The organism is Rhodobacter xanthinilyticus, assembly GCF_001856665.1.
GTDB classification, from domain to species: domain Bacteria; phylum Pseudomonadota; class Alphaproteobacteria; order Rhodobacterales; family Rhodobacteraceae; genus Rhodobacter; species Rhodobacter xanthinilyticus.
In genome coordinates this window covers 724,262-749,293 of record NZ_CP017781.1, presented here as the reverse complement: position 1 = coordinate 749,293, position 25,032 = coordinate 724,262, and the positions used below count along the sequence as shown (strand labels likewise).

General features: G+C 68.5%; 22 protein-coding genes. 11 read left to right on the top strand and 11 right to left on the bottom strand.

Annotation, left to right across the window (positions count from 1 at the left end):
• From LPB142_RS03715 to LPB142_RS03695, 5 genes are all read right to left on the bottom strand, one after another.
• Positions 1-1,530 carry an SPOR domain-containing protein gene (locus LPB142_RS03715; RefSeq protein ID WP_071165551.1) on the bottom strand — a complete coding sequence of 510 codons (1,530 nt, stop codon included), beginning with the start codon at positions 1,528-1,530 and terminating at the stop codon, positions 1-3.
• Positions 1,531-1,595: 65 nt separating this feature from the next.
• Positions 1,596-2,228: a uracil phosphoribosyltransferase gene (gene upp / locus LPB142_RS03710; RefSeq protein ID WP_068767185.1), complete on the bottom strand. Its 633-nt coding sequence runs from the start codon at positions 2,226-2,228 to the stop codon at positions 1,596-1,598.
• 23 nt (positions 2,229-2,251) lie between these two features.
• On the bottom strand, positions 2,252-3,466 hold the full coding sequence (locus tag LPB142_RS03705; protein WP_068767186.1) for a phosphopentomutase: 1,215 nt from the start codon (positions 3,464-3,466) through the stop codon (positions 2,252-2,254).
• Positions 3,463-4,785 carry a thymidine phosphorylase gene (locus tag LPB142_RS03700; protein WP_071165550.1) on the bottom strand — a complete coding sequence of 441 codons (1,323 nt, stop codon included), beginning with the start codon at positions 4,783-4,785 and terminating at the stop codon, positions 3,463-3,465. Before LPB142_RS03700 ends, LPB142_RS03705 begins: the two co-directional genes overlap by 4 nt.
• A complete protein-coding gene (locus LPB142_RS03695) occupies positions 4,785-5,177 on the bottom strand; it encodes a cytidine deaminase (protein ID WP_071165549.1) in 393 nt (130 codons plus the stop codon). Before LPB142_RS03695 ends, LPB142_RS03700 begins: the two co-directional genes overlap by 1 nt.
• 200 nt (positions 5,178-5,377) lie before the next feature.
• Here LPB142_RS03695 and LPB142_RS03690 point away from each other — a divergent pair, with 200 nt between their 5' ends.
• The 4 genes from LPB142_RS03690 to LPB142_RS03675 all read left to right on the top strand — a co-directional run bounded on the left by LPB142_RS03690 (position 5,378) and on the right by LPB142_RS03675 (position 12,907).
• Positions 5,378-7,657 carry an NADP-dependent malic enzyme gene (locus tag LPB142_RS03690; RefSeq protein WP_071165548.1) on the top strand — a complete coding sequence of 760 codons (2,280 nt, stop codon included), beginning with the start codon at positions 5,378-5,380 and terminating at the stop codon, positions 7,655-7,657.
• A gap of 233 nt (positions 7,658-7,890) precedes the next feature.
• Positions 7,891-9,786 (top strand): propionate-CoA ligase PrpE, encoded by a 1,896-nt coding sequence (prpE, locus tag LPB142_RS03685; protein ID WP_071165547.1) that lies wholly within the window; start codon positions 7,891-7,893, stop codon positions 9,784-9,786.
• A 146-nt stretch (positions 9,787-9,932) separates the two neighbouring features.
• Entirely contained in the window at positions 9,933-11,522 is a 1,590-nt protein-coding gene (locus LPB142_RS03680) for a hybrid sensor histidine kinase/response regulator (RefSeq protein ID WP_071165546.1), read from the top strand.
• Entirely contained in the window at positions 11,519-12,907 is a 1,389-nt protein-coding gene (locus LPB142_RS03675; protein ID WP_071165545.1) for a sigma-54-dependent transcriptional regulator, read from the top strand. Before LPB142_RS03680 ends, LPB142_RS03675 begins: the two co-directional genes overlap by 4 nt.
• Positions 12,908-12,910: 3 nt before the next feature.
• Here the strand turns inward: LPB142_RS03675 and LPB142_RS03670 are convergent, their stop codons facing one another.
• Positions 12,911-13,672 carry an NAD kinase gene (locus LPB142_RS03670; protein ID WP_071167112.1) on the bottom strand — a complete coding sequence of 254 codons (762 nt, stop codon included), beginning with the start codon at positions 13,670-13,672 and terminating at the stop codon, positions 12,911-12,913.
• Positions 13,673-13,841: 169 nt separating this feature from the next.
• Between LPB142_RS03670 and glyA the strand changes: the two genes are divergently transcribed.
• The gene (glyA, locus tag LPB142_RS03665) at positions 13,842-15,134 is read left to right on the top strand and encodes a serine hydroxymethyltransferase (protein ID WP_068767193.1); all 1,293 of its coding nucleotides are present in this window, start codon (positions 13,842-13,844) and stop codon (positions 15,132-15,134) included.
• 47 nt (positions 15,135-15,181) lie between these two features.
• Here glyA and LPB142_RS03660 read toward each other — a convergent pair whose 3' ends face one another.
• Positions 15,182-15,553, bottom strand: a complete 372-nt coding sequence (locus LPB142_RS03660) for a hypothetical protein (RefSeq protein ID WP_071165544.1) — start codon at positions 15,551-15,553, stop codon at positions 15,182-15,184.
• A gap of 65 nt (positions 15,554-15,618) precedes the next feature.
• Here LPB142_RS03660 and LPB142_RS03655 point away from each other — a divergent pair, with 65 nt between their 5' ends.
• Positions 15,619-16,386, top strand: coding sequence for an alpha/beta fold hydrolase (locus LPB142_RS03655; protein ID WP_071165543.1), 768 nt, complete (start codon positions 15,619-15,621; stop codon positions 16,384-16,386).
• A gap of 15 nt (positions 16,387-16,401) precedes the next feature.
• Here LPB142_RS03655 and LPB142_RS03650 read toward each other — a convergent pair whose 3' ends face one another.
• From LPB142_RS03650 to LPB142_RS03635, 4 genes are all read right to left on the bottom strand, one after another.
• Complete coding sequence (locus tag LPB142_RS03650; protein ID WP_197474256.1) at positions 16,402-16,893, bottom strand: cytochrome b; 492 nt, start codon at positions 16,891-16,893, stop codon at positions 16,402-16,404.
• A 75-nt stretch (positions 16,894-16,968) separates the two neighbouring features.
• On the bottom strand, positions 16,969-17,154 hold the full coding sequence (locus LPB142_RS03645) for a hypothetical protein (protein ID WP_068767260.1): 186 nt from the start codon (positions 17,152-17,154) through the stop codon (positions 16,969-16,971).
• Positions 17,155-17,285: 131 nt separating this feature from the next.
• Positions 17,286-17,648, bottom strand: a complete 363-nt coding sequence (locus LPB142_RS03640) for a hypothetical protein (protein WP_068767197.1) — start codon at positions 17,646-17,648, stop codon at positions 17,286-17,288.
• A 65-nt stretch (positions 17,649-17,713) separates the two neighbouring features.
• The gene (locus LPB142_RS03635; protein WP_156894309.1) at positions 17,714-18,040 is read right to left on the bottom strand and encodes a hypothetical protein; all 327 of its coding nucleotides are present in this window, start codon (positions 18,038-18,040) and stop codon (positions 17,714-17,716) included.
• A gap of 336 nt (positions 18,041-18,376) precedes the next feature.
• On the opposite strand from LPB142_RS03635, the gene LPB142_RS03630 reads away from it, so the two are divergent.
• The 5 genes from LPB142_RS03630 to LPB142_RS03610 all read left to right on the top strand — a co-directional run bounded on the left by LPB142_RS03630 (position 18,377) and on the right by LPB142_RS03610 (position 24,994).
• The gene (locus LPB142_RS03630; protein ID WP_071165541.1) at positions 18,377-19,483 is read left to right on the top strand and encodes an efflux RND transporter periplasmic adaptor subunit; all 1,107 of its coding nucleotides are present in this window, start codon (positions 18,377-18,379) and stop codon (positions 19,481-19,483) included.
• Positions 19,484-19,492: 9 nt separating this feature from the next.
• The gene (locus LPB142_RS03625; protein ID WP_068767200.1) at positions 19,493-22,561 is read left to right on the top strand and encodes an efflux RND transporter permease subunit; all 3,069 of its coding nucleotides are present in this window, start codon (positions 19,493-19,495) and stop codon (positions 22,559-22,561) included.
• A gap of 164 nt (positions 22,562-22,725) precedes the next feature.
• Positions 22,726-23,946, top strand: coding sequence for a 3-deoxy-D-manno-octulosonic acid transferase (locus LPB142_RS03620; protein ID WP_083392739.1), 1,221 nt, complete (start codon positions 22,726-22,728; stop codon positions 23,944-23,946).
• A 126-nt stretch (positions 23,947-24,072) separates the two neighbouring features.
• A complete protein-coding gene (locus tag LPB142_RS03615) occupies positions 24,073-24,516 on the top strand; it encodes an NUDIX hydrolase (RefSeq protein ID WP_232230958.1) in 444 nt (147 codons plus the stop codon).
• 58 nt (positions 24,517-24,574) lie between these two features.
• The gene (locus LPB142_RS03610) at positions 24,575-24,994 is read left to right on the top strand and encodes a DUF1178 family protein (RefSeq protein ID WP_068767202.1); all 420 of its coding nucleotides are present in this window, start codon (positions 24,575-24,577) and stop codon (positions 24,992-24,994) included.
• The last annotated feature ends 38 nt before the right edge of the window (positions 24,995-25,032 follow it).

The following is a 25,032-nucleotide window of genomic DNA, read 5'->3' as shown; positions in this document are numbered from 1 at the left end:
TCAGCGGATGAAGGCGTCGGCAAAGCCCGAGGCCCGCGCCGAGGCGAGCGCCTGCGGCAGCGCCGCGCCGGTCAGCGGCCCGGCATAGACGATCGTGAGCTTGCCCGCCCGCGCTGTTGAGACCGGCAGACCGAGCGCCCGCAGCCGCGCTTTCGCGCCCTCGGCATTGCCGGGTTGGCCAAAACTGCCGACCTGCACGAAGCCGGTGGCGGCGATGGCGGGCGCGGCGGCCTTCACGACCGGCGCCGGCGGGGCGATGCGCGGGGCCGATTTGCTCGAGATCCGCGCCTCGGGGATCAGCGGCTGGGTCAGCGCTTGCGGCTGCGCGCCGGGGATCAGCTTGGCGGGCACGGTGTCGGTCCAGATCTGGCCCTGCATCGCATCGCCCGCCGCCGTGCGCGCGCCGCGATAGGGGTTCAGGCGGCCGTCATCGAAGGCCGGGCGGTAGCCGCTGAGCGATTTCGTCGAGACCTGCACCGGCGCGAGCGGGGCGACGTTGCTGGCGGCGTGGTTGACGTAAACACTGTCGGGAAGGGCATAGGGGCTGACATAGGCCGCGCGGCTCGGCGCGGGGGCCGGGGCGGCGGGGGCCGTCGGGGCGGCGGCGTAAACCGGCGCCGGGGCGGCCGCGACGGCGCCCGAGAGGCCCGCGACCTGCAGACCCGGCAGATTGGCGCGGTTGATGAAGGCGACCGGGTCGCCCCGCTCCGGCCCGCAGCGCAGCACGCGCCGGCCATCGGAGAGGAAATAGCGTTGCGCGACGGGCGCGCCGTTCGGGCAGGCGGCGGGGGCGGTCACGGTTTCCGAGCCGATGATGGTCACCGGGGTCGCGGCGGCGATGGCGACCGGGCTCGGCGCGGGCTGCGGCGCGACGACCGGCCTGGGCGCGGCGACGGTGGCCTGCGGCGTCGCGGCGATGCTGATCGCATAGGGAGAGACATAGCGGCCCGGCGCCGGCGCGGCGGCGGCCACCGGGGCGGGCGCGGGCGCGGGCACGACAGGTTTGGGCGGCGCAACCGCCATCTCGACCGGCGCAGCGGCTTTGCCGATCGTCGGCGGGGTGGTTTTCAGCGCGATCGTCGCCATCGGCGCGCCGACGCCCGGGGTGGGCGTGAAGGGCGAAACCGGGCGGGTCTGGGCCGGGGCGGGCGCGGGTTTGGCCGGGGCGGGCGCGGCCGCGATCACCGGCTTTGCGGGCGCGGCGGCCGGGGCCGGGGCGGGGGTCGGGGCGGGGGTCGGCGCCGGGGCGGGCGCCGATTTCGCGACGTCGATCACCGGCGCGCCGGGCGCGAGCGTGGGCTTGTAGCCGCACAGCTGCTTGCGATCGCGCGTCACCCGCGGCACCCAGCTCACCGAGGTGCCAAAGCCTGCGCGGACGAAGACACAGCCCGCGCTATCGACATATTGGCGGCCCTTGAAGCTCGGCGGCGGCACCTCGGTCGGCCCGTTGAGGTCCATGTCCGAGGCCAAAGCCGCCCCGCCCATCACCGCCAACACCATCGCCGAAGAGAGAAACCGCCCGAACCGCATTATCGCCCCCATGTCACCTATGGGCAAAATGCCGGAAGATTGTCGCTGAGTAAAGGAGAAAGGCTTTATTTAGTGCCGAACATGCGGTCGCCCGCATCCCCTAGCCCGGGGACAATATATCCATGATCGTTGAGATATTTGTCCACAGATGCTGTGACGATCGGCACATCCGGGTGGGCCTCTTTCATCCGCGCAACGCCCTCGGGCGCCGCCAGCAGGCACAGGAAGCGGATGTTCTTCGCGCCCTTCTCCTTCAAGAGGTCGATCGCCGCGACCGAGCTGTTGCCGGTGGCGAGCATCGGGTCGACGACGATGGTCAGGCGATCCTCGAGCTCGGCGGGCACCTTGCAGTAATATTGCACCGGCTTGAGCGTCTCGGGGTCGCGGTAGAGGCCGACAAAACCCACCCGCGCCGCCGGGATCAGCTCGAGGATGCCGTCGAGCAGGCCATTGCCCGCCCGCAGGATCGAGATCAGCGCGAGCTTCTTGCCATCAAGGATCGGCGCCTCCATCGGCTCGAGCGGCGTCTCGATCGATTTGGTGGTCAGCTCGAGCCCGCGGGTGACCTCATAGGCCAAGAGCAGGCTGATCTCGCGCAGGAGCCGCCGGAACGAGGCGGTGGAGGTGTCTTTCTCGCGCATCAGCGTCAGCTTGTGCTGCACGAGCGGGTGGTCCACAACGGTCAGATGTTCGGTCATATCCCTGTCCTTTGTCTTTGTTTTCATTCGATAAACGAGCGGCCCGGCCCCTCGGCCCCGAGCCCCAGATGCGCCGCCACCGAGGCCGCCACATCGACGTAACCCACCTGCCCCACGGCGCGCGCGCCATAGCCCCAGCCGAGCACCGGCACCCGCTCGCGGGTGTGGTCGGTGCCGGTCCAGCTCGGGTCGTTGCCATGGTCGGCGGTGAAGATCGCGAGATCGCCGTGGCCGAGACGCGCCAAAAATTCGCCCGCCCGCGCGTCGAACCACTCGAGCGCGCGGGCATAGCCCGAGATATCGCGGCGATGGCCGTAGAGGCTGTCGAATTCGACGAAATTGGCGAAGGTCAGGCTGCCCTCCTCGGCCTCGGTGGCGAGGCGGATCAGGTGATCCATCAGGTCGGCGTCGGATTTGCCCTTGTGCAGATGGCTGACGCCGCGGTGGCTGAAGATATCGCCGATCTTGCCGATCGCATGGGTGGTGCGGCCAGCGCGGGTGGCCCAATCGAGGAGCGTCGGCGCCGGCGGCGCGATGGCGAAATCGCGCCGGTTGGGGGTGCGGGTGAAGGCGCCGGGCGCGCCCACGAAGGGGCGCGCGATGACGCGGCCGACGCGCATCCCGTGCAGGATCGGCGCGACATCCTCGCAAAGCTTCAAAAGCCGCGCGAGGCCGAAGCTCTCCTCATGCGCGGCGATCTGGAAGACGCTGTCGGCGGAGGTGTAGCAGATCGGCCAGCCGGTGCGCAGATGCTCCGCGCCGAGGCGCTCGATGATCGCGGTGCCCGGCGCGTGGCAATTGCCCAAGATCCCCTCGGTGCCCGCCGCGCGGGCGACAGCGGCGACGAGATCGGGCGGGAAGCTGTTGGTAACGCTCGGGAAATAATGCCACTCCCAGGGCACGGGCACGCCGGCGAGCTCCCAGTGCCCCGACGGCGTATCCTTGCCTTTCGAGACCTCGTTGGCCGCGCCCCAGAGGCCCTGCGGCGCCGCATCGAGCCCCGCCGGGCGGGTGCCGGAGGCGAGTTCCGCCGCCGCGCCAAAGCCGAGCCGATCGAGCACCGGCAGCCGCAAGGGGCCCGTGCGGCCCTCCTCGGCGCGGCCCGCGGCGCAGGCCTCGGCGATATGGCCGAGCGTATTGGCGCCGGTATCGGGGCGGCCGTCGTTGAAGAAGCGCTCCGCGTCGCGCGCGCCGCCGATGCCGACGCTGTCCATCACGATCAGAAAGGCGCGGCTCATGCGACATCCTCCGGGCCGATGCGGTCATGGATCAGCGCGGGCTCCTCGGGCAGATCTTCGGCGAGTTCATAGGCCGCGAGCACCGCGCGCACCGCCTCCTCGGCCTTGGCCTCGGTGCTCGCATGGATCATCGCAAGCGGCTCGCCCGGCGCCATTTCCTCGCCGATCACCGCCAGCCCCGAGAGGCCGACCGCGGGGTTCACCTTGTCGGTGCCCACCAGCCGTCCGCCGCCCAGCCGCACCACCGCCTCGCCCAGCGCCCGCGCATTGACCCGCGCGACAAAGCCCGCGCGCGGGCTCGTCACCATGCGAAACACCGGCGCCGAGGGCAGCCGATCGGGGTAGCGCTCGACGAAATCGAGCGGCCCGCCGAGTGCCGCGACCATCCGCCCGAAGATCTCGGCCGCGCGCCCGCTCTCGAGCGCGGCGTCGATCATCGCGGCGCCTGCGTCGAGATCGGCGGCCTTGCCCGCCAGCACCAGCGCCTCGCCGCCAAGCGCCGCGGTGACATCCCAAAGCGCCTCGTTCACCGCCGAGCCGGTGAGACATTCCATCACCTCAAGCACCTCGAGCGCATTGCCCGCCGAATGCCCAAGGCTTTGATTCATATCGGTGATCAGCGCCGATGTCTTGCAGCCCGCGTCATTTGCGGTGCGCACCAGGCTCTCGGCCAGGGCGCGGGCCTCCTCGGCGCGCGCCATGAAGGCGCCCGAGCCCACCTTGACGTCGAGCACCAGCCCCCCGAGCCCCGCCGCGAGCTTTTTCGACAGGATCGAGGCGGTGATCAGGTCGATGCTCTCGACCGTGCCGGAGATATCGCGGATGCCGTAGAGGCGCTTGTCGGCCGGGGCGATCTCCTCGGTCGCGCCGACGATCGCGCAGCCGACCTCGGCCACCACCTTGCGCAGCGCCTCGACGCCGGGCAGCGCGCGATAGCCCGGGATCGCCTCCATCTTGTCAAGCGTGCCGCCGGTATGGCCCAGCCCGCGCCCCGAGATCATCGGCACGAAGACCCCGCAGGCCGCCAGCGCCGGCGCGAGCAGCAGCGAGACGGAATCGCCGATGCCGCCGGTCGAATGTTTGTCGATCACCGGGCCGGGCAGATCCCAGGCGAGCACCTGACCGGAATCGCGCATCGCGCGGGTCAGCGCGACGCGCCCCGCGGGGCCGATGCCCTTGAGCAGCACCGCCATCGCGAAGGCGCCCGCCTGCGCATCCGAGACCGCGCCGCTCGCAAGCCCTTGGGCGAACCAGCGCGCGGCCTCGGGCGCAAGCCCCGCGCCATCGCGCACCGCCATGATCACCGAACGCGCATCCATCAGCAATTTTCCATATGGCTCTGATCGAACCGGCCGGGCAAGAGATCGCCCACCGTGGTGTCGAGCCGCGCGCCCGAGAGGGTCGCGAGCGTCACCGGCACCTCGGCGCGGGCGAATTCGGCGAGCTTCTGGCGGCAGCCCCCGCAGGGCGGCACCGGGCTCGGGCTGTCGGCGATCACCGCGACCTCGGTGATCTCGGTCTCGCCCGCCGCCACCATCGCCGCGATCGCGCCGGCCTCGGCGCAGGTGCCCTCCGGGTAGGCCACGTTCTCGACATTCACGCCGCGATAGACCGCCCCCGAGGCCGCGCGCACCGCCGCGCCGACCTTGAAGCGCGAATAGGGCGCATAGGCATTTTCGCGCACCGCGCGGGCCTCTTCGAGAAGCGACATGGGCAGACCCCCTTGATTTGTCCAACCGTGATTTGTCCAAAAGGTTCATTTCCGACTCTGCGCCGGGCCGAGCGCCGATGCAAGCGCTGCCGCGTCGGCAGCCCCGCCCGCGCAAGGCCGCCTTGCGCGCCGGGCCGATCGCGCCTATTCCCCCGCGCAGGGAAATAGTTTAAGGCTAAACCAGTTTCTGGGAGGCAAACATGGAAGAGGCACGGCACGACGCCGCGCGCCACGCGGCGCTCGAGTATCACGAATTCCCCAAACCCGGGAAGCTGGAGATCCGGGCGACGAAGCCGCTCGCGAACGGGCGCGACCTGAGCCGCGCCTACAGCCCCGGGGTTGCGGAGGCCTGTCTCGAGATCAAGGCCGACCCTGCGACCGCGGCGCGCTATACCGCGCGGGGCAATCTTGTCGCGGTGGTCACCAACGGCACCGCCGTGCTGGGCCTTGGCAATATCGGCGCGCTGGCGGCCAAGCCCGTGATGGAGGGCAAGGCCGTGCTCTTCAAGAAATTCGCCAATATCGACGCCTTCGACATCGAGCTGAACCAGCCCGACCCGGAAAAGCTCGCCGAGATCGTCTGCGCGCTCGAGCCCTCCTTCGGGGCGATCAACCTCGAGGATATCAAGGCGCCCGATTGCTTCATCGTCGAGAAGATCTGCCGCGAGCGGATGAATATCCCGGTGTTCCACGATGACCAGCACGGCACCGCGATCGTGGTCGGGGCGGCGGCGACCAATGCGATGCATATCTCGGGCAAGCGTTTCGACGAGATCAAGATCGTCTCGACGGGCGGCGGCGCCGCCGGGATCGCCTGCCTCAACATGCTGCTCAAGCTCGGGGTGAAGCGCGAGAACGTCTGGCTGTGCGATATCCATGGCCTCGTCTACGAGGGCCGCACGGAGGATATGAACCCGCAAAAGGCGGCCTATGCGCAGGCCACCGACAAGCGCACGCTCGATGAGGTGATCGACGGGGCGGACATGTTCCTCGGGCTCTCGGGGCCGGGCGTGCTCAAGCCCGAGATGGTGGCGCGTATGGCGCCGCGGCCGGTGATCTTTGCGCTGGCGAACCCGACGCCGGAGATCCTGCCCGATGCGGTGCGCGCGGTCGCGCCCGAGGCGATCATCGCGACGGGGCGGTCGGATTTCCCCAATCAGGTCAACAACGTGCTCTGTTTCCCGTTCATCTTCCGCGGCGCGCTCGATGTCGGCGCCACGACGATCAACGACGAGATGCAGCTCGCCTGTATCGAGGGGATCGCGGCGCTGGCGCGGGCCACGACCTCGGCCGAGGCGGCGGCGGCCTATCGCGGCGAGCGGATGACCTTCGGGCCCGATTACCTGATCCCGAAACCTTTTGACCCGCGGCTGATCGGGGTGGTCTCCTCGGCGGTTGCGAAGGCCGCGATGGAGACCGGCGTCGCCACCCGCCCGATCGAGGATCTGGGCGCCTACAAGCGCGCGCTCGAGGGCTCGGTGTTCAAATCCGCCCTGCTGATGCGGCCGGTCTTCGAGGCCGCGGCCACCGTCAGCCGGCGGATCATCTTCGCCGAGGGCGAGAACGAGCGCGTGCTGCGCGCGGCCAATGCGATGCTCGAGGAAACCACCGACCGGCCGATCCTGATCGGGCGGCCCGAGGTGATCGCGGCGCGCTGCGAACGCGCGGGCCTGCCGATCCGGCCGGAGGCGGATTTCGAGATCGTGAACCCGGAAAACGACCCGCGCTACCGCGAGTATTGGGGCACCTATCACGAGCTGATGGCGCGCCGCGGCGTGACGCCGGACCTCGCCCGCGCGATCATGCGCACCAACACCACCGCGATCGCGGCGGTCGCGGTCTATCGGGGCGATGCCGACAGCATGATCTGCGGCACCTTCGGGCAATATCTGTGGCATCTCAACTACATCCGCCAGGTGCTCGCGCGCGACGGGCTGCACCCGGTCGGCGCGCTCAGCCTGATGATCCTCGAGGACGGGCCGCTCTTCATCGCCGATACCCATGTCCACCATGAGCCGACCCCGGCCGAGATCACCGCCACGGTGATCGGCGCGGCGCGGCATGTGCGCCGCTTCGGGCTCACGCCGAAGGTGGCGCTGTGCTCGCATAGCCAGTTCGGCAATCTCGACACCGATTCGGGGCGTCGGATGCGCGCCGCCCTCGAGATGCTCGACGCGCGCGAGCCCGATTTCGCCTATGAGGGCGAGATGCATATCGACGCGGCCCTCGACCCCGAGATCCGCGCGCGGCTGATGCCGGAGGCGCGGTTCGAGGGCTCGGCCAATGTGCTGATCTTCGCCAATACCGATGCGGCTTCGGGGGTGCGCAACATCCTCAAGGCGAAGGCCGGCGGGCTCGAGGTCGGGCCGATCCTGATGGGGATGGGCAACAAGGCCCATATCGTCACCCCCTCGATCACCACGCGGGGGCTGTTGAACATGTCGGCGCTGGCGGGCACGCCGGTGGCGCATTACGGCTGACGGCAGGTGGGGCGGCTTGCGGGCCGCCCCATGTTGCAAATCGTGGAAAATTTGCAAATCCGATATTCACGAAGCGTAACCCTGCATAGTGACGCAGGGTTTGCATAGATTTGCGGAGAGCTTCGGCGTAATTCTGCAAATATTTCGTATCAAAATGCCTCGGGGCCCTGCAACAATCTTGCGGGAATCTTTCCGCCTGCCTAACAAGCGTTCAAGCTTGGAGGAGGCACGCTATGGGATACACGGACGTCTACGCCAACTGGAAAGCCGACCCGAACGGGTTCTGGATGCAGGCAGCCGAAGCGATCGACTGGAATGAGAAGCCCTCGAAGGCGCTCTTCGACGACAACGCCCCGCTCTATGAATGGTTCTCGGACGGCATGGTCAACACCTGCTGGAACGCGGTCGACCGCCATGTTCTGGCCGGTCGCGGCGACCAGATCGCGATCATGCACGAAAGCCCGATCACCCATTCGACCAAGGGCATCACCTACAAGGAGCTGCAACAGCGCGTGGCCTCGCTCGCCGGCGCGCTGCGGATGCGCGGCGTCGAGAAGGGCGACCGGGTCATCATCTACATGCCGATGATCCCCGAGGCGCTCGAGGCGATGCTGGCCTGTGCGCGGCTTGGCGCGATCCATTCGGTGGTGTTCGGCGGCTTTGCGGCCCATGAGCTCGCGGTGCGGATCGACGATTGCCAGCCCAAGGCGATCATCGCGGCGTCGTGCGGGCTCGAGCCGAACCGCGTCGTGCATTACAAGCCGCTCCTCGATGCCGCCATCGACCAGGCCGAGCACAAGCCCGAGTTCTGCGTTATTTTCCAGCGCGAACAAGAGGTTGCCAAGCTCGTCGAGGGCCGCGATTTCTCCTGGCACGGGTTCCAGTATGGCGTGAAACCGGCCGATTGCGTGCCGGTCGAGGGCAACCACCCGGCCTATATCCTCTACACCTCGGGCACCACCGGCCAGCCGAAGGGCGTCGTGCGCCACACCGGCGGCCATCTCGTCGCGCTGAGCTGGACGATGAAGGCGATCTACAACATCGAGGCGGGGGATCGGTTCTGGGCCGCCTCCGACGTGGGTTGGGTCGTGGGCCACAGCTATATCTGCTACGGGCCGCTGATCGCGGGGGCGACCACGGTCGTCTTCGAGGGCAAGCCGGTCGGCACGCCGCATCCGGGCGTGTTCTGGCGGGTGATCCAGAACAACCGGATCAAGAGCTTCTTCACCGCGCCGACCGCGCTGCGCGCGATCAAGCGCGAAGACCCGACGGGCGAGTGGATCAAGCGCTACAAGCTGCATGACCTGCAAGCGCTGTTCCTCGCCGGCGAGCGGGCGGACCCGGACACCGTGAAATGGGCGCAGGAGCATCTGGGCGTGCCGGTCGTCGATCACTGGTGGCAGACCGAGACCGGCTGGGCGATCGCGGCGAACCCGATCGGCATCGAAGAGCTGCCGACCAAGATCGGCTCGCCCTCGGTGGCGATGCCGGGCTATGACGTGCAGGTGCTCGATGAGGGCGGCCATCCGCTCAAGCCGGGCGAGCTCGGCGCGATCGCGATCAAGCTGCCGCTGCCGCCCGGCACGCTGCCCACGCTCTGGAACGCCGAGGCGCGCTACAAGAAGAGCTATCTCGAGCATTTCCCGGGCTATTACGAGACCGGCGACGCGGGCTACATGGATGAGGACGGCTATCTCTACATCATGGCGCGCACCGATGACGTGATCAACGTCGCGGGCCACCGGCTCTCGACCGGGGCGATGGAGGAGGTTCTCGCCTCGCATCCCGATGTCGCCGAATGCGCGGTGATCGGCATTTCCGATGACCTCAAGGGCCAACAGCCGCTCGGGTTCCTGTGCCTCAACAAGGGCTGCGAGCGCGATCACAAGACGATCGTGAAGGAATGTGTGGGCCTCGTGCGCGATCAGATCGGCCCGGTTGCGGCCTTCAAGCTCGCCACCGTGGTCGACCGGCTGCCGAAGACGCGCTCGGGCAAGATCCTGCGCGGCACGATGGTCAAGATCGCCGATGGCGAGGCCTACAAGATGCCCGCCACCATCGACGACCCGGCGATTCTCGACGAGATCACCGAGGCGCTGAAGGCGATGGGCTTCCCCGCGGCCAAATAAATCAGCGGCGGGAACCGGAGTGCCCGGTTTCCGCCACATTTCCGCCCGATTTTTGCCGGGAACGGAAACAGAGATTTTCCCCCTATCTATTGCGTGGCGCTTGCAATGAATCCTTGAGGTCGGGATGATCCGCCAAAGGTTTCATCATGAATATAAACTCCGAAGCGCGTCGACAGAGCCCCGGCTCCCCCGAAGATCAAGCGCAACTGGCCCGCCTGCGGCTGATCGGCCATGATCTGCGCGCCGCTCTTTGCGATATTCTCGGCGGGCTTCGGCTCGTCTCGCACGATCGTCTCGATGATCCGACGCGGTTGCAGCTCGAGCGCGTGCGCGCCTCGGGCGAGCTTTTGGCGCGGCTGCTCGAGGAGGGGCTGACGCTTGTGGCCGAGCAGACCGGGATCGGCTCGGGCCCGGCGGTCGAGATTGCGGGGCTGCTTTACGATCTCGAGATGCGCTGGAAGGGCGCGGCGCGGGAAAAGGGGCTCGAGTTCCAGATCGCGCTGGCGCCCGATGTGCCCTCGCTGGTGCGGGTCGACCGGCTGGCGCTCGACCGTGCGCTCGGCAATATCCTGTCCAATGCGATCAAGTTCACCGATGCCGGTGCGGTGCGGGTGACGGTGGTGCTCGAGGGCGAGGAGGCCTTGCGGTTTTGCGTGGTCGATGACGGGCCGGGCTTTGGCGCGGAGCTCGCGCAGCTTGGCACCGCGGGGGCGCGCGGGGCGGCGGCGGACAAGCCGGGCGAAGGGCTTGGGCTGTTCATCGCCAAGGGGTTGGCGGCGCGGATGGGCGGGGCGCTTGAACTGGCCAACCGGGCGGAGGGCGGGGCCTGGGTCAGCCTGCGCGTGCCGATGTTGCGCCCGGTGCCGATGGCGCTCGCGCCGAGCACGCCGCTCCCCGATCTCGCCGGGCGGCGCATTCTCGTCGCCGAGGACAGCGAGACCAACCAGATCGTGCTCAGCCACATGCTCGCCGCGATGGGCACGCGCTGCGTGCTCGTCTCCGATGGCGAGGAGGCGCTCGCCGCGCTCGAGGCGGCGCCCTTCGACCTGGCGATCGTCGATATCGAGATGCCGCGGCTCTCGGGGATCGAGCTGATGCGGCTGGTGCGCGGGGGCGTGGTGGCGGGGGCCGAGGGCCTGCCGATCGTGGCCTGCACGGCCTATGTGCTGCGCGCCAACCGCGATGCGATCTATGCCGCCGGGGCGGATGCGATCATGGCCAAGCCGTTGATCGGGATGAGCCAGCTCTCCGCCGCGATCGACGAGGCGATGACGCGGGCGGGCCGGCGCGGCGGGCCCGGGGCGGCGGGGCCAGGCGGGGCGCCGGCGCAGGCCGCGGCCGAGGCGGGCGCGCAGGCGACGGGGGCGGCCGAGGCGGACGAGCTCGACACGGGCGAGCTCGAGCAACTTCTGGTCCTCGCCGGGCCGAGCGGCGCGCGCGAGCTTCTCAGCCGGCTGATCGCCGATCTCAAGCGCGTCGAGGGCGGGCTCGATATCGCCCTGCCCCACCCCGACATCGCCGCGATCCGCGCGCAGACCCATGTCCTGAGCTCGGTCGCGGGGGCGGTCGGCGCGATGGCGCTTTACCGCGCGACCGAGCGGCTCAACAGCGCCGCCCATGATGGCGAGGCCGAGGCGATCCGCATCGCGGGCCGGGCCGCGCTCGTGCAGATCGACCGGCTGATCCATTATGCCCAGCAGCAGGCCGCCGCGCGCCGCGAGGAGCCGCAGTCATGATCGCCCCGCTCGCTCCGACCGCGCTCGACGGCGGCCCGCCGGCCGATATCCTGCTCATCGAGGATACCGCGAGCCTGCGGATCATCTACGAAACCCACCTGCGCGCGGCGGGGCTCACCGTGCTTTCGGCGGGCAGCGCGGGCGAAGGGCTCGGGCTCTTTCGCAGCCCGGGCGCGGGGGTGGTGCTGCTGGATCTGATGCTGCCCGACCGCGACGGAATCTCGGTGCTGCAGGAGATGCTCGCGATCTGCCCGCAGGCGGCGGTGGTGGTGATCACCGCCGATCGCTCGATCGACCGGGCGGTGGCGGCGATGCGGGCGGGGGCGCAGGATTTCCTCGTCAAGCCGGTGAACGAGGCGCGGCTGATGGCGGCGATCCAGAATGCGCGCCACACGGCCGCGCTCGCGCTGCCGCCCGGCGCGCAGGAGATGCGCACCCCGGCGCCGGGCTTCATCGGCCAATCCGAGACGATGCAGCAGGTCTATGCGCGGATGCGCTCCTCGGCGCGCTCGATGGCGCCGGTGTTCATCACTGGCGAGAGCGGCACCGGCAAGGAGCTTTGCGCGCAGGCGATCCATGCGCTTTCGCCGCGCGGCGGCGCCGGCGCTTTCGTGCCGCTCGATTGCGGCGTGATCCCGCTCGACCGGCTCGAGATCGAGGTCTTCGGCCAGAGCCGCGGCGCGGGCGGGGCCGACAAGCCGGGCGCGGCGGAGCTCGCCGATGGCGGCACGCTGTTTCTCGACGAGATCTGCGAGCTCGATCTGAGCTTGCAAAGCAAGCTCCTGCGGTTCTTGCAAAGCGGCACGATCCGGCCGCTCGGCGCCGCCGAGGCGCGCAAGGTCGATGTGCGGGTGATCGCGGCCTCGACGCGCGATCCGCTGGTGGCGCTGCGCGAGGGGCGGCTGCGCGAGGATCTCTATTATCGGCTCCATGTGGTGCCGATCGCGCTGCCGCCGCTGCGGGCGCGGCGCGAGGATATCCCCGAGCTCGCGCGCGCGGCGCTGCGCCATTTCGCGAGCCTCGAGGGGCGCGGTTTCACCCGGCTGAGCGCGGGCGCCGAGGCGGCGCTTTGCGCGCAGGACTGGCCGGGCAATGTGCGCCAGCTGATGAATGTGATGCGCTCGGCGGCGGTGATGCATGACGGGCCGGAGCTGACCGAGGCGATGCTGCCGGCCGATCTGGCGCAGACCGCGGCGCCTCTCGAGCGCGCGCCCACCGACGCGCTGCGCGCCGATCTGGCGGGGCTCACGCTGGCCGAGATCGAGCGTTACGCGATCGAGGAGGCGCTGGCGCGCCACGACGGCTCGGTGCCGCGGGCCGCGCGCGAGCTCGGTGTGGCGCCCTCGACGCTTTACCGCAAGCTCGAGGCCTGGAAAGCGGGCTGAGCCTCAGGCGAATTGCTCGCGCATCAGCCGCTCCTCGAGGCCGTGGCCCGGGTCGAAGAGGATGCGGTGCTCGATCGCGGGTTCGGAGCAGACCTCGACCCATTCGACAGGCGCCACCGAGCGGCTGTCGGCATCGGCCATCACCGGGCGTTTCTCGGCCTCGAGCACGTCAAAGCGCACCACCGCGGTGGCCGGCAGAATCGCGCCGCGCCAGCGCCGGGGCCGGAAACTCGCGATGCCGGTGAGCGCGAGCACGCCCGAGCCGATCGGCAGGATCGGGCCATAGGCGGAGTAGTTGTAGGCGGTCGAGCCCGCCGGCGTGGAGACGATCGCGCCGTCGCAGATCAGCTCCTCCATCCGCACCTTGCCGTTGATCGAGATCCTGAGCTTGGCGGCCTGTGGCCCCGCGCGCAAGAGCGCCACCTCGTTGATCGCGAGCGCCTGATGCTGCGCCCCGCCGATGGTTTGCGCGCGCATCCGCAGCGGGTTGATCACCGCCTCCTCGGCCGCGGCGAGGCGCTCGGGCAGGCTCTCGGCGGCAAAATCGTTCATCAGGAAGCCGACCGAGCCGCGGTTCATCCCGTAGACCGGCAGCTCGGAGCCCTCATGGAGGCATTGCAGCATGAACCCGTCGCCGCCCAGCGCCACGATGACATCGGCCCGCGCGCGCGGCACCTGCCCGTAAAGCGCGGTGAGCTCGGCCAGCGCCGCCTGCGCCGTCTCGCTCGAGGAGGCCGCGAAATGGATGTGGTTGGGCCTGTTCACCTGCGCCTCCCCCGTTTCCCCCAAGGTGTGACAAGCGCCGATCGGAAACACAAGCGCGAATGGGCGCGCATTATGCCGCGCCAAAATGGCTTTATGTCGTTTTGAGCGCTTTCGGCGCCCAAGTTTCTGCGATAAACGGACGGCGAAAAATCCTTGTCTGGAGACGCCCATGACCGCCCAACGCGACGCTGGCTTCTTTACCGAAAGCCTTTCCACCCGTGACCCGGAGCTCTTCGGCTCGATCACCAACGAGCTCGGCCGCCAGCGCGACGAGATCGAGTTGATCGCCTCCGAAAACATCGTCTCGAAGGCGGTGATGGAGGCTCAGGGCTCGGTGATGACCAACAAATACGCCGAGGGCTACCCGGGCAAGCGCTACTACGGCGGCTGCCAGTTCGTCGACGTGGCCGAAAACCTCGCGATCGACCGCGCCAAGGCGCTGTTTGGCTGTGAGTTTGCCAACGTGCAGCCGAACTCGGGCAGCCAGGCCAACCAGGGCGTGTTCACCGCGCTGCTGAAGCCCGGCGACACCATCCTCGGCATGAACCTCGCCTCGGGCGGCCACCTGACCCACGGCGCGGCGCCGAACCAATCGGGCAAATGGTTCAACGCGGTGCAATACGGCGTGCGCAAGCAAGACAACCGGATCGATTACGACGAGGTCCGCGCGCTGGCCAAGGAGCACCAGCCGAAGCTGATCATCGCCGGCGGCTCGGCGATCCCGCGGCAGATCGATTTCGCCAAGTTCCGCGAGATCGCGGATGAGGTCGGCGCCTGGCTGATGGTCGACATGGCGCATTTCGCGGGCCTCGTGGCCGGCGGCCAGCACCCCTCGCCCTTCCCCTATGCGGATGTCGCGACCACCACCACCCACAAGACCCTGCGCGGCCCGCGTGGCGGCATGATCCTCACCAACAACGAGGAGATCGCCAAGAAAGTGAACTCGGCGATCTTCCCGGGGATCCAGGGCGGCCCGCTGATGCATGTGATCGCGGCGAAGGCGGTGGCCTTCGGCGAGGCGCTGCGCCCCGAGTTCAAGGCCTATGCCGAACAGGTCGTCAAGAACGCGCAAGCGCTCGCCGACGAGCTGATGAAGGGCGGCCTCGATATCGTCACCGGCGGCACCGACACCCATGTGATGCTCGTCGACCTGCGCCCGAAAGGCGTGAAGGGCAACGCCACCGAGAAGGCGCTCGGCCGCGCGCATATCACCTGCAACAAGAACGGCATCCCGTTCGACCCGGAAAAGCCGACCGTCACCTCGGGCGTGCGTCTGGGCACCCCGGCGGGCACCACCCGCGGCTTCGGCGAGGCGGAGTTCCGCGAAATCGGCCGTCTGATCGTCGAAGTGGTCGACGGGCTGGCCGCCAATGGCGAGGATGACAACGGCGCGGTCGAAGCGGCGGTGAAGGCCAAGGTCGAGGCGCTGTGCAAGCGCTTCCCGATCTACCCGACGCTCTGAGCGACGCGACAGACTGAGCGAAGGGCCCCCGCGGGGGCCCTTTTGCGTCAAAGCGCGCCGCGCAGGCTTTGCACCAGCAAGAGCATCGCGCCAAGCGCCAGCAGCCCGAGCGCGAGGCTCGCCAGCGCACCGAGGACGAGCCGCCCCACCCGCGCGCCGCCGTCGAGCGGCTGCAAATAGCGCAGCGCGATATCGTAAGCCGCTGAAATCGCGCCCATATCGCTTTGTTTGAGCAGCTTCGGCGAGGCCGCCATCGCCTCGGCCTGCGCCAAGAGCGCCACCGCCTTGCGCACCCGGCGGGGCAGCACGCGCGTGCGGCTCGCGAGCCGTTCGTCGAGCGTGCGCCCCTTCGCGCCCAGCCGTTCGGCCATGAGCTGCGAGATCCGGGCGGTCATCTGATGCACTGTGGTCGGGTTCATGGCCCCAGCCTAGCGCGCACGCGAACGGACTGGAAGAGCGCGCGCGCCCGCGTTAGGGTCGCGCCATGTTGAACATCGTCCTTCATGGCTCGCCCAGCGAGCACCCGCCGCTTGTGATCGTGCATGGGCTCTACGGCTCGGCGCGCAACTGGAATGTGATCGCCAAGCGCCTCTCGGCCGACCGCGAGGTGATCGCGGTCGATCAGCGCAACCATGGCGACAGCCCTTGGGCGCCGAGCCACAGCTATGCCGATATGGCCGCCGACTTGGCCGAGGTGATCGCGGCGCATGGCGGGCGGGCGGATGTGCTCGGCCATTCGATGGGCGGCAAGGCGGCGATGGTGCTGGCGCTCACGCGGCCCGAGATGGTGCGCCGGCTGGTGGTGGCGGATATGGCGCCCGTCGCCTATAGCCACGGGCCCGCGCATCTGGCGCTGCAACGCGCGATGCAGGTGCTTGATCTCGAGAATCTCACCCTGCGCTCGGAGGCGGATCGGCGGCTCGCGCAGGCGATCGACGACCCGGCGACGCGGGCGTTTTTGCTGCAATCGCTCGATCTGAAGGCGACCCCGCCGCGCTGGAAGCTCAATCTCGAGGTTCTGGGCGCCGAGATGGAGCAGATCCTCGGCTGGCCCGGCACGCCCGGCGTTTTCGAGGGGCCGGCGCTCTTCGTCTACGGGGCGCTGTCGAATTATCTGCGGGAAGAGGTCAAACCCGCGATTCTCGACCAGTTTCCGCAGGCGGAATTTGCCCGGATCGAGGGCGCCGGGCATTGGCTGCATGCCGAACGCCCGCGCGAATTCGAGGCGGAGGTGGCGGCCTTCATCGCCTGAAAGCCGCCGCTTGCGTCAATCGAGCGGGCGTTTCATCCGCTCCATGATGTTCGTTTTCAGCACGAACTGGTGGTAGAGCGCGCCGACGACATGCAGCCCGATCAGGATCAGCAGCGCGCCGGTCATGCCCTCATGGAGCTCGCCCGCCGCGCCGATCTTGCCAAACCACGCCAGCCCGCCGGAGATCACCAGCGCGATGGTCACGAGATAGAGCAGCCCGTGGGTGACTTTCGCGACGAGCTGGAGCGGCGGCGCCTCTTCGGCGGGCGGCAGCGGCGCGCCGCGGCTCATCCGCAGCTTCAGCCGCCAGGCCATCAGCGCGAGAATCAGGATGCCGCCGAAAACGTGCTGCGGCACGAGCGGGCCGGTGACCGCCTCCTCGCCGCGCATCACCGCGCGAAACGCCGTCCCGATCGCGTCGTTGAGACCGAATTGCAGCGCGATCAGCACCGCAACGATCCAATGCAGTGCGATTTGGGTCGCACTATACCCTTTGACTTGCGGCATGGGTCCCTCACTCATTGCGCAGGGGCAGCTTACCCCCGCGCGTGAGCTGAGGCCAGCCGCCCCGAGCGGGCTTGCTCAGACGTTTTCGTTGATCTGTTTGGCGACGATCCACGAGACGGGCAGCGCCGCCACGAAGCCGATCGCGGCTGCATAGATCATCGACATCGTGTCGAACTTGTTCATCGTCAGCGCGGCGGTGATCAAAATCCCCGCGAGCGTCGGGCCGGCGAGGGCGTAGATAATGCCGAAAAGGCGGATCATGGGGGCCTCCATCTGGGCGCGTTTCATGTATCGATGAATCACTTTTTATGAATGCCGATCTTTGATCTGCGTCAGATCCGGCGTCGCGCGCTTGCGACAGGAGGTCGCAGGCCCTACGCAAAATCAATCACTTAGCATTTCAGACGGAACCGCGCCTCGCCGGTATCGCCCGGCAGCGAGGGCGAGCGCTTCACCGCCTCGACCCGCAGCGTATAGGTATCGAGCGTCGCGACCACGCCGACCTCGTTGCCCACGACCTTGCAGCCCGTGGTCTGCTCCACCGCCGCCACCATCAGCCGTGGCACCGGGCCGTGCTGGTCGCGGCGCAGGTAATTCATGCGGATCACCTCGGCGAGCTCGTCCTTGTGGAAGACCACGAAGCGATAGCCCTCGAGGGTGATCTCATGGCGCTTTGCGCCGAAGAACTGCGGCGCGGGCGAGGCGCCGCAGGCCGCGAGTGCCAAGGTGACGATGATCCAGGCGAACCGATGCATGACCCTCTCCGTTTTTCGAGAGGGTGCGCGATCAAGGTTAATCTGCGGTTAACGGAGCTTGGCCGTCACTGCGCCGCTTGCTCGGCGCCAAAGCTCGGGCCCATCTGGCTCAGGCGCGCGAAATTGCCCGCCGTGTGGCGGCCGATCTCGCGCAGGCCCGCGTGCATAACCTCATCGGCGCTGCCACCGCGGATCGCGGCGAGCGTCGCGGCCTCGACAGCCTCCACCGCGGCTTGCGGCTTTTCGGCCACCATGCGCACGAATTCGGAGGGCGGCGTTTCCCAAAAACCGGCCATCCCGGCCAAACGCATCGCGATCACGGCTTGGGCTTCCATGCCGATCCGCGCCACTTCCAGCGTCAGGGACAGCGGCGCCAGAGGATCTACCAGCATCCTTATCACCCCTTCTCTTGTCGCCCCGAGGCGACGTTACCTGCTCAGGATGCGCCTAAAACATTAATTCGGCCTTATGAGGTCATTCTTCAGGCAAGGAAAGATCCTGACCGGGGTGACGCTACGAAAGTCGAAGGCCGGCTGCGCAAATTCACCGAGTCCTTGCGCCTATTGTGCGCACAAGAACATATTTTGCACGCGCAGAAATCTTGCCTTCAGCAGATTGTGAGCCAATTCTCACAGCACAGTGATTGACAGCCCCCGGCAATTATGAACCGAGTGGTTCAAATTTTGGCGGCGCCGCTCGCCTGCCCCTTGACCGCCCCTGGAGTGCCCATGTTCAAGCGTCTTCTCATCGCCATCATCCTGCTCGTCGTTGTGGGCGGCGGGATCGTCGGTTTCAACCTGTTCCGCTCGAAGATGATCGCGCAGTTCTTCGCCACGATGAAACCCGCCCCGGTGGTGGTGTCGGTGAGCGAGGCCAAGCCGGGCCCCTGGACGCCGGGGCTCGAGGCGATCGGCACCGCGACCGCCGCGCAGGGCGCCGATCTCTCCGTCGAGGCCGCCGGGATCGTCCGCGAGATCCTGTTCAAGGCGGGCGACACGGTCGAGAAGGGCCAGCTTCTGGTGCAAATCGACGACCGCCAGGAGCGCGCCGACCTCGCCGCTGCGCAGGCCGCGCTCGAGCTCGCCGAGACCACCCTCAAGCGCGCGCGCGAGCTGCGCGAACGCGGCGTTTCGGCCACCAGCGCGCTCGACAGCGCCGAGGCCGAGGCGGTCTCGGCCCGCTCGACGGTCGCCAAGCTGCAAGCCGCGCTCGAGACCAAGCAGCTCACCGCGCCCTTCGCCGGCACGGTCGGGATCCCGAAGATCGAGGTCGGCCAATATGTGACCCCCGGCACCGAATTCGCCACCCTGCAGGACCGCACCAAGATGCGCGTCGATTTCTCGCTGACCGAACAGGATGCGAGCCTCGCGACGCCCGGCCTGCCGGTGACGGTGACCTCGGAGGTGGGCGATGTGACGCTCACCGGCACGGTTTCCGGCCTCGACCCGAAGATCGACCCGAATTCGCGCCTCGTCACGATCCGCGCCGAGGTGCCCGATGCTGAGGGCAAGCTCACCCCCGGCCAGTTCCTGCGCCTGCGCGTCTCGCTGCCCGAGGAGCAGGATATCATCGCGCTGCCGCAGACCGTGGTCAGCTCGACCCTCTATGGCGATTCGGTCTTCGTGGTGCGCAGCGAAAAGGCCGAGGACGGCACCGAAACGCTGATCGCCAAGCAGGTCTTCGTCAAACTCGGCCGCCGCGCCGCCGATCTCATCGAGGTGCGCGAGGGGCTCGTGGCGGGCGACAAGGTCGTCAACGCCGGCCAGAACCGGCTCAGCTCGGGCGCCGCGGTGACCCTCGAGGGCGCCCCCGCCCCGGCTCCGGCCGCGAACTGAGGACCCGACATGCATTTCACCGAACTCTTCATCCGCCGCCCGGTGCTCTCGACGGTGCTCGGCGCCTTCATGTTGCTCCTCGGCATTCAGGCGTTCTTCAACCTGCCGGTGCGCCAATACCCCGAGGTCGACGAGACCGTGGTGACGATCACCACGACCTATCCGGGCGCCGCGCCTGACCTCATTCAGGGCTTCATCACCGCGCCGATCGCGGCGGCGGTCGCGACGACCGAGAATATCGACTATGTGACCTCGTCGTCGCGGCCCTCGGCCTCGGTGGTGTCGGTCAACATGCGGCTCGGCGCCGACCCCGATGTCGCGCTCACCGATGTGCTGGCCAAGGTCCAGCAGGTGCGCTCGACCCTGCCCTCCGACGCCAAGGATCCGGTGATCGTCAAGGGCACGGGGCGGACCTTCGCGCTGCTCTATCTCGCCGCGCTCAACCCCAACATGACGCCCGAGCAGCTCACCGAATATCTCGAGCGGGTGATCCGGCCGCGGATGTCGACGATCCCCGGCGTGGCCGAGATCTCGATCATCGGCGCCTCGAATTACGCGATGCGCGTCTGGCTCGACCCCGACAAGCTCGCCGCGCGCGGCGTGACGGCGGCGGAGGTCTATGCCGCGATCTCGGCCTCGAACTTCCTCTCGGCGCCGGGCTCGACGGAAAATGATTTCTACGCCCAGTCGATCACGCTGAAATCCACCTTGCAAACCCCGGAGGCCTTCGGCGCGATGCCGCTGCGGGCGGAGGGCGATGCGGTGGTGCGGCTGCGCGATGTCGCCCGCGTCGAGCTCGCCTCGGACGAATCGGGCGAGATCGTGACCTTCAACGGCCAGACCGGCACCTTCATCGGCGTCTCGCCCACCCCTTCGGCGAACCCGCTCGACGTGGCGGCGGCCGTGGTCGCGGAGCTCCCCGCGATCAACTCCGCACTGCCCGAGGGGATGACGATCGAGCTCGTCTACGATTCGACCGAGACGATCTCGGCCTCGATCAACGAAGTGTTCCACACCATCGCCGAAGCGGTCGCGATCGTGGTCGTGGTGATCTTGCTCTTCCTCGGCTCGCTGCGCTCGGTGCTGATGCCGCTCGTCACGATCCCGCTCTCGCTGATCGGGGTGATGGCGGTTCTGCTGGCGCTTGGCTATTCGATCAACCTGCTGACGCTTCTGGCCATGGTGCTCGCGATCGGCCTCGTGGTCGATGACGCGATCGTGGTGGTGGAGAACATCCACCGCCATATCGAGGACGGGATGAAGCCGATCCCGGCCGCGGTGCAGGGGATGAAGGAGATCACCGGCCCGGTCATCGCGATGACGATCACGCTCGCCGCGGTGCTCTCGCCGCTGGGCTTCACCGGCGGGCTGACCGGCGCGCTCTTCAAGGAGTTCGCCTTCACCCTGGCGGGCTCGGTGATCCTGTCGGGGATCATCGCGCTCACCATCACGCCGATGATGTCGGGGCGGATCCTGATCGAGGGCCACAGCTCGGGCTTCCAGGCCTGGGTCGACCGCACCTTCGACAAGATCGCGGGCTTCTATGAGCGGCGCGTCGATGGCTCGCTCGATTACCGGATCATCACCGGCCTCGTGATCGTGGTTCTGGTCGGCGTGATGGGCTTCATGTTCACCCGCACCTCGACCGAGCTCGCCCCCGAGGAAGATCAGGGCGCGCTCTTCGCGATCCTGAACGGGCCGCGCTATGCGACCTCGGATTATACCGCGAAATATATCGAGCAGATCAGCGCCGCGACGGACGACATCTCCGAGGTGCGCACGAAATTCTCGATCGCGGGCTTTGGCGGCGATGACAGCCAGGGCATCCATATCTGGGCGCTCAAGGACTGGGCCGATCGCGACCGCAGCCAGAAGGAGATCCAGACCGAGATCCAGGGCGCGCTCGACAAATCGACCGGGCTGAAGGGCTTTGCCTTCGCGCCGCCCACCCTGCCGGGCACCGGCGGCGGGCTGCCGATCTCGGTGGTGCTGCAGTCGATCCACTCCGCCGACCGCGTCTCCGAGGTCGCCGAGGAGATCCGCCTGAAGGCGCAGCGCTCGGGCAAGTTCATCGTGGTGCAGAACTCGCTCAACTTCGACGCCCCCGAGGCGCGGGTCACGATCGACCGCGACCGGGCCGCGACGCTGAACGTGCCGGTCTCCGATATCGGCACGACGCTCGGCCTGCTCGTCGGCGGCGCCTCGATCGCGCAGTTCGACCGCGATTCGAACAGCTACGACATCATCACCCAGGTGCCGCAGAGCTTCCGCGCCAACCCCGAACAGCTCGGCTCCTATTTCGTGCGCGCCGCGACCGGCGACATGGTGCCGCTCTCCTCGGTGGTGAAGATCGAGACCGGCGTGCGCGCCGCCGCGATCGAGCAGTTCAACCAGCTCAACTCCGCCACCATCTCGGCGCTGCCGCTGCCCGGCCAATCGACCGGCGACGGGCTCGCGGAGATCGTCAAGATCGCGCAGGAGACGATGCCCGAGGGATTCTTCCTCGATTATTCGGGCCAGTCGCGCCTCGAGGTGAGCCAGGGCAACACGATCCTGATCGCCTTCGGCGCCGCCGTGCTGGTGATCTATCTCGTGCTCGCCGCGCAATTCGAGAGCTTCCGCGACCCGTTCATCATCATGATGACGGTGCCGCTGACGATCTTCGGCGCGATCTTGCCGCTCAACCTCGGGCTCGGCACGCTCAACATCTATAGCCAGGTGGGGCTGATCACGCTCGTCGGGCTGATCACCAAACACGGGATCCTGATGGTGGAATTCGCCAATCAGCAGCGCGAGGAACACGGCAAGACCCGCCGCGAGGCGATCGTGATCGCGGCGCGCACGCGACTGCGGCCGATCCTGATGACCACGGCGGCGATGGCGCTCGCGGTGATCCCGCTGGTGATCGCCGAAGGCGCGGGCGCGGCGGCGCGCGAGGCGATGGGGATCGTGATGTTCTCGGGCCTGATCATCGGCACGATGTTCACCCTCTTCGTGGTGCCGATGTTCTATACGCTGATCGCGCCCTCCGACAAAGCGATGCGGATCGCGCGCGAAAAACGGCTGGCGGCGGGCTGATCCCGGCGTTGAAAGAGGCGTATTTGAGCCAAGAAGAAGCCCATTGCGTTTCTTCTTGGCCAAAATACGCCGGGGGGTTCGGGGGGCAGCGCCCCCCGCCTTTTCGCCCTTGCATCCCCCGCGGCGCGCCGGTTTGATGGCGCCACTTCTCCCCCGGCCCGATGATGCTCCCCTATCGCCTTCTCCTCGCCCTTGCTTTGCCCCTTCTGCTGATGCGGCTCGTCTGGCGCGTCCTGCGCGGGGTGGAGAGCCGCGCCGATCTGGCCGAGCGGCTCGGCGGCGGGGCGGCGAGTGCGCCGGGCGCGCTTTGGCTCCATGCCGCCTCGAATGGTGAGCTGGCCTCGGCGCGGCCCTTGATCGAGGCGCTCTTGCGGCGCGCGCCCGGGCGGCGGCTCTTGATCACCACCAACACCCTCACCGCCCGCGCGCTGGCGCAAGGCTGGGCCGAGCTGCGGATCGAGGCACGGCTCGCGCCGCTCGATGCGCGCTGGATGCTCACGCGGTTTCTTGCCCGCCACCGGCCCGCGGCGCTGATCGTGGTCGAGAATGAGCTCTGGCCGAACCGGCTCGTGATGGCGCAGGCGCGGGGCGTGCCGGTCTTTGCGGTCGGCGCGCGGATCTCGGCGCGTTCGGCGCGGCGCTGGCGCAAGATCGGGCTCGGGCGGCGGATGATGCGGGCGCTCACCGCGCTTTCCGCCCAAGACCCGGCCTCGGAGGCCGAGTTCCGCGCACTCGGCCTGCCCGCGAAGCGCTGCCTGCCGCGGCTCAACCTCAAGACCGCCGTAGCGGCGCCCGCGCCCGCCGAGGTGCTGGAGTGGCCGCGCGCCGCGACGGTGCTCGCGGCGTCGACCCATGCGGGCGAGGAGGTGCTGATCCTGCGCGCCTTCGCCCGCGCCCGCGCCGCACGGCCGGGGCTGCGGCTGATCCTCGCGCCGCGCCACCCGCGCCGCGCCGCCGAGGTCGCGGGCGCGATTCGTGCGGCGGGGCTCGCCTTTGCGCAGCGCTCCGCCGGCGAGCCCCCCGAGGCGCCGGTCTATCTCGCCGATACGATGGGCGAGATGGCGAATTGGTATGCCTCGGCCGGGATCTGCATCATCGGCGGCACCTTTGCCCCCAAAGGCGGGCACACGCCCTTCGAGCCCGCCGCCTATGGCTGCGCGCTCGTCCACGGCCCCTCGGTCGAGAACCACGCCGAGGCCTTTGGCGCGCTCGATGCGGCGGGCGGGGCCTGGGCGGTGGCGCCCGAGGCGCTCGGGCCGCGGCTGATCGAGCTCGACGCGCGCCAGCAGGCGACGCTTGCCCGCGCGGCCTCGGCGGCGCTCGCCGCGCTTGGCTCGCACGACGGGCCGAACGCGCTCGCGCGCGAGATTCTCGAAAAGATCTGACAAATCCGGCGAAACCGTCATGCGGACGTTACGGAAAGGGGCTAGAAGCAGCGCCCAATCGCCTTATATTGAAGGGCGAACAAGGGCGCTTAAGCGCTGATTTGCCCAACAGGCACCGACATGAAGATGGAGCACAAACTTGCTCTTCTGCGCGCCGCAGAAGGGGCCGAGCCGGTTCAATTCGGCGCGCTCTGCACCCGCCGCAAGGCGGGCGCGGTGGAGGTCTTGCTGATCACCTCGCGCGATACCGGGCGCTGGGTGGTGCCGAAGGGCTGGGCGATGCCGGGGCGATCGGGCGCCGAAGCGGCGGTGATCGAGGCCTGGGAGGAAGCGGGCGTGGTCGGCGCGCTTGGCGGCCCCTCGACGGGCAGTTTCGTCTATCAGAAGATGCTCGGGATCGGGCTTTCCATGCCCTGCCGGGTGCAGCTCTACCCGGTGCGCGTCGAGCGGCTCGCCGCCGATTGGCCGGAAAAGGGCCAGCGGCGGCGCAAATGGTTCCGCGTGCAGAAGGCCGCCAAGCTCGTGCGCGAGCCCGAGCTCGCGGCGCTCTTGCGCGCGCTGGCGCGTTGAGCGCCTTGCAATCGGGCTGATTTCGCCTATCTCTTGGGCAGTTCCCCGCAGGTGCCCGATGATCCGTTACACGCTGAAATGCGATGCCGGCCACAGTTTCGAGAGCTGGTTCAAATCCGCCGACGCCTATGAGGCGCTCTCGGCGGAGGGGTTGGTGAGCTGTGCGGTTTGCGGCTCGGGGCGGGTCGAGAAGGCGCTGATGACCCCGCAGCTGCGCCCGCAAGGCGCCGCCACCGAGGCGCCGCTTGCGCCGAAAACCGAGGTCGAGGAGGCGCTCGCCGCGATGCGCCGCGAGATCGAGGCGAACTCCGATTATGTCGGGCTGAACTTCGCCGCCGAGGCGCGCGCGATGCATTCCGGCGCGGCGCCCGAGCGCGCGATCCATGGCGAGGCCCGCCCCGAGGAGGCGCGCGCGCTTCTGGAGGAGGGGGTGCCGGTCCTGCCGCTGCCGTTTTTGCCCACCCGCAAGGTGAATTAAACCAAGCCGCTGATTTCGCTTGAACTTCCTGCGGCGAA

Excerpts from the sequence above, each read along its gene's own strand:
- LPB142_RS03715 (WP_071165551.1), bottom strand. The coding sequence starts at position 1,530 with ATGCGGTTCGGGCGGTTTCTCTCTTCGGCGATGGTGTTGGCGGTGATG.
- upp (WP_068767185.1), bottom strand. The coding sequence starts at position 2,228 with ATGACCGAACATCTGACCGTTGTGGACCACCCGCTCGTGCAGCACAAG.
- LPB142_RS03705 (WP_068767186.1), bottom strand. The coding sequence starts at position 3,466 with ATGAGCCGCGCCTTTCTGATCGTGATGGACAGCGTCGGCATCGGCGGC.
- LPB142_RS03700 (WP_071165550.1), bottom strand. The coding sequence starts at position 4,785 with ATGGATGCGCGTTCGGTGATCATGGCGGTGCGCGATGGCGCGGGGCTT.
- LPB142_RS03695 (WP_071165549.1), bottom strand. The coding sequence starts at position 5,177 with ATGTCGCTTCTCGAAGAGGCCCGCGCGGTGCGCGAAAATGCCTATGCG.
- LPB142_RS03690 (WP_071165548.1), top strand. The coding sequence starts at position 5,378 with ATGGAAGAGGCACGGCACGACGCCGCGCGCCACGCGGCGCTCGAGTAT.
- prpE (WP_071165547.1), top strand. The coding sequence starts at position 7,891 with ATGGGATACACGGACGTCTACGCCAACTGGAAAGCCGACCCGAACGGG.
- LPB142_RS03680 (WP_071165546.1), top strand. The coding sequence starts at position 9,933 with ATGAATATAAACTCCGAAGCGCGTCGACAGAGCCCCGGCTCCCCCGAA.
- LPB142_RS03675 (WP_071165545.1), top strand. The coding sequence starts at position 11,519 with ATGATCGCCCCGCTCGCTCCGACCGCGCTCGACGGCGGCCCGCCGGCC.
- glyA (WP_068767193.1), top strand. The coding sequence starts at position 13,842 with ATGACCGCCCAACGCGACGCTGGCTTCTTTACCGAAAGCCTTTCCACC.
- LPB142_RS03660 (WP_071165544.1), bottom strand. The coding sequence starts at position 15,553 with ATGAACCCGACCACAGTGCATCAGATGACCGCCCGGATCTCGCAGCTC.
- LPB142_RS03655 (WP_071165543.1), top strand. The coding sequence starts at position 15,619 with ATGTTGAACATCGTCCTTCATGGCTCGCCCAGCGAGCACCCGCCGCTT.
- LPB142_RS03650 (WP_197474256.1), bottom strand. The coding sequence starts at position 16,893 with ATGCCGCAAGTCAAAGGGTATAGTGCGACCCAAATCGCACTGCATTGG.
- LPB142_RS03645 (WP_068767260.1), bottom strand. The coding sequence starts at position 17,154 with ATGATCCGCCTTTTCGGCATTATCTACGCCCTCGCCGGCCCGACGCTC.
- LPB142_RS03640 (WP_068767197.1), bottom strand. The coding sequence starts at position 17,648 with ATGCATCGGTTCGCCTGGATCATCGTCACCTTGGCACTCGCGGCCTGC.
- LPB142_RS03635 (WP_156894309.1), bottom strand. The coding sequence starts at position 18,040 with ATGCTGGTAGATCCTCTGGCGCCGCTGTCCCTGACGCTGGAAGTGGCG.
- LPB142_RS03630 (WP_071165541.1), top strand. The coding sequence starts at position 18,377 with ATGTTCAAGCGTCTTCTCATCGCCATCATCCTGCTCGTCGTTGTGGGC.
- LPB142_RS03625 (WP_068767200.1), top strand. The coding sequence starts at position 19,493 with ATGCATTTCACCGAACTCTTCATCCGCCGCCCGGTGCTCTCGACGGTG.
- LPB142_RS03620 (WP_083392739.1), top strand. The coding sequence starts at position 22,726 with ATGCTCCCCTATCGCCTTCTCCTCGCCCTTGCTTTGCCCCTTCTGCTG.
- LPB142_RS03615 (WP_232230958.1), top strand. The coding sequence starts at position 24,073 with ATGGAGCACAAACTTGCTCTTCTGCGCGCCGCAGAAGGGGCCGAGCCG.
- LPB142_RS03610 (WP_068767202.1), top strand. The coding sequence starts at position 24,575 with ATGATCCGTTACACGCTGAAATGCGATGCCGGCCACAGTTTCGAGAGC.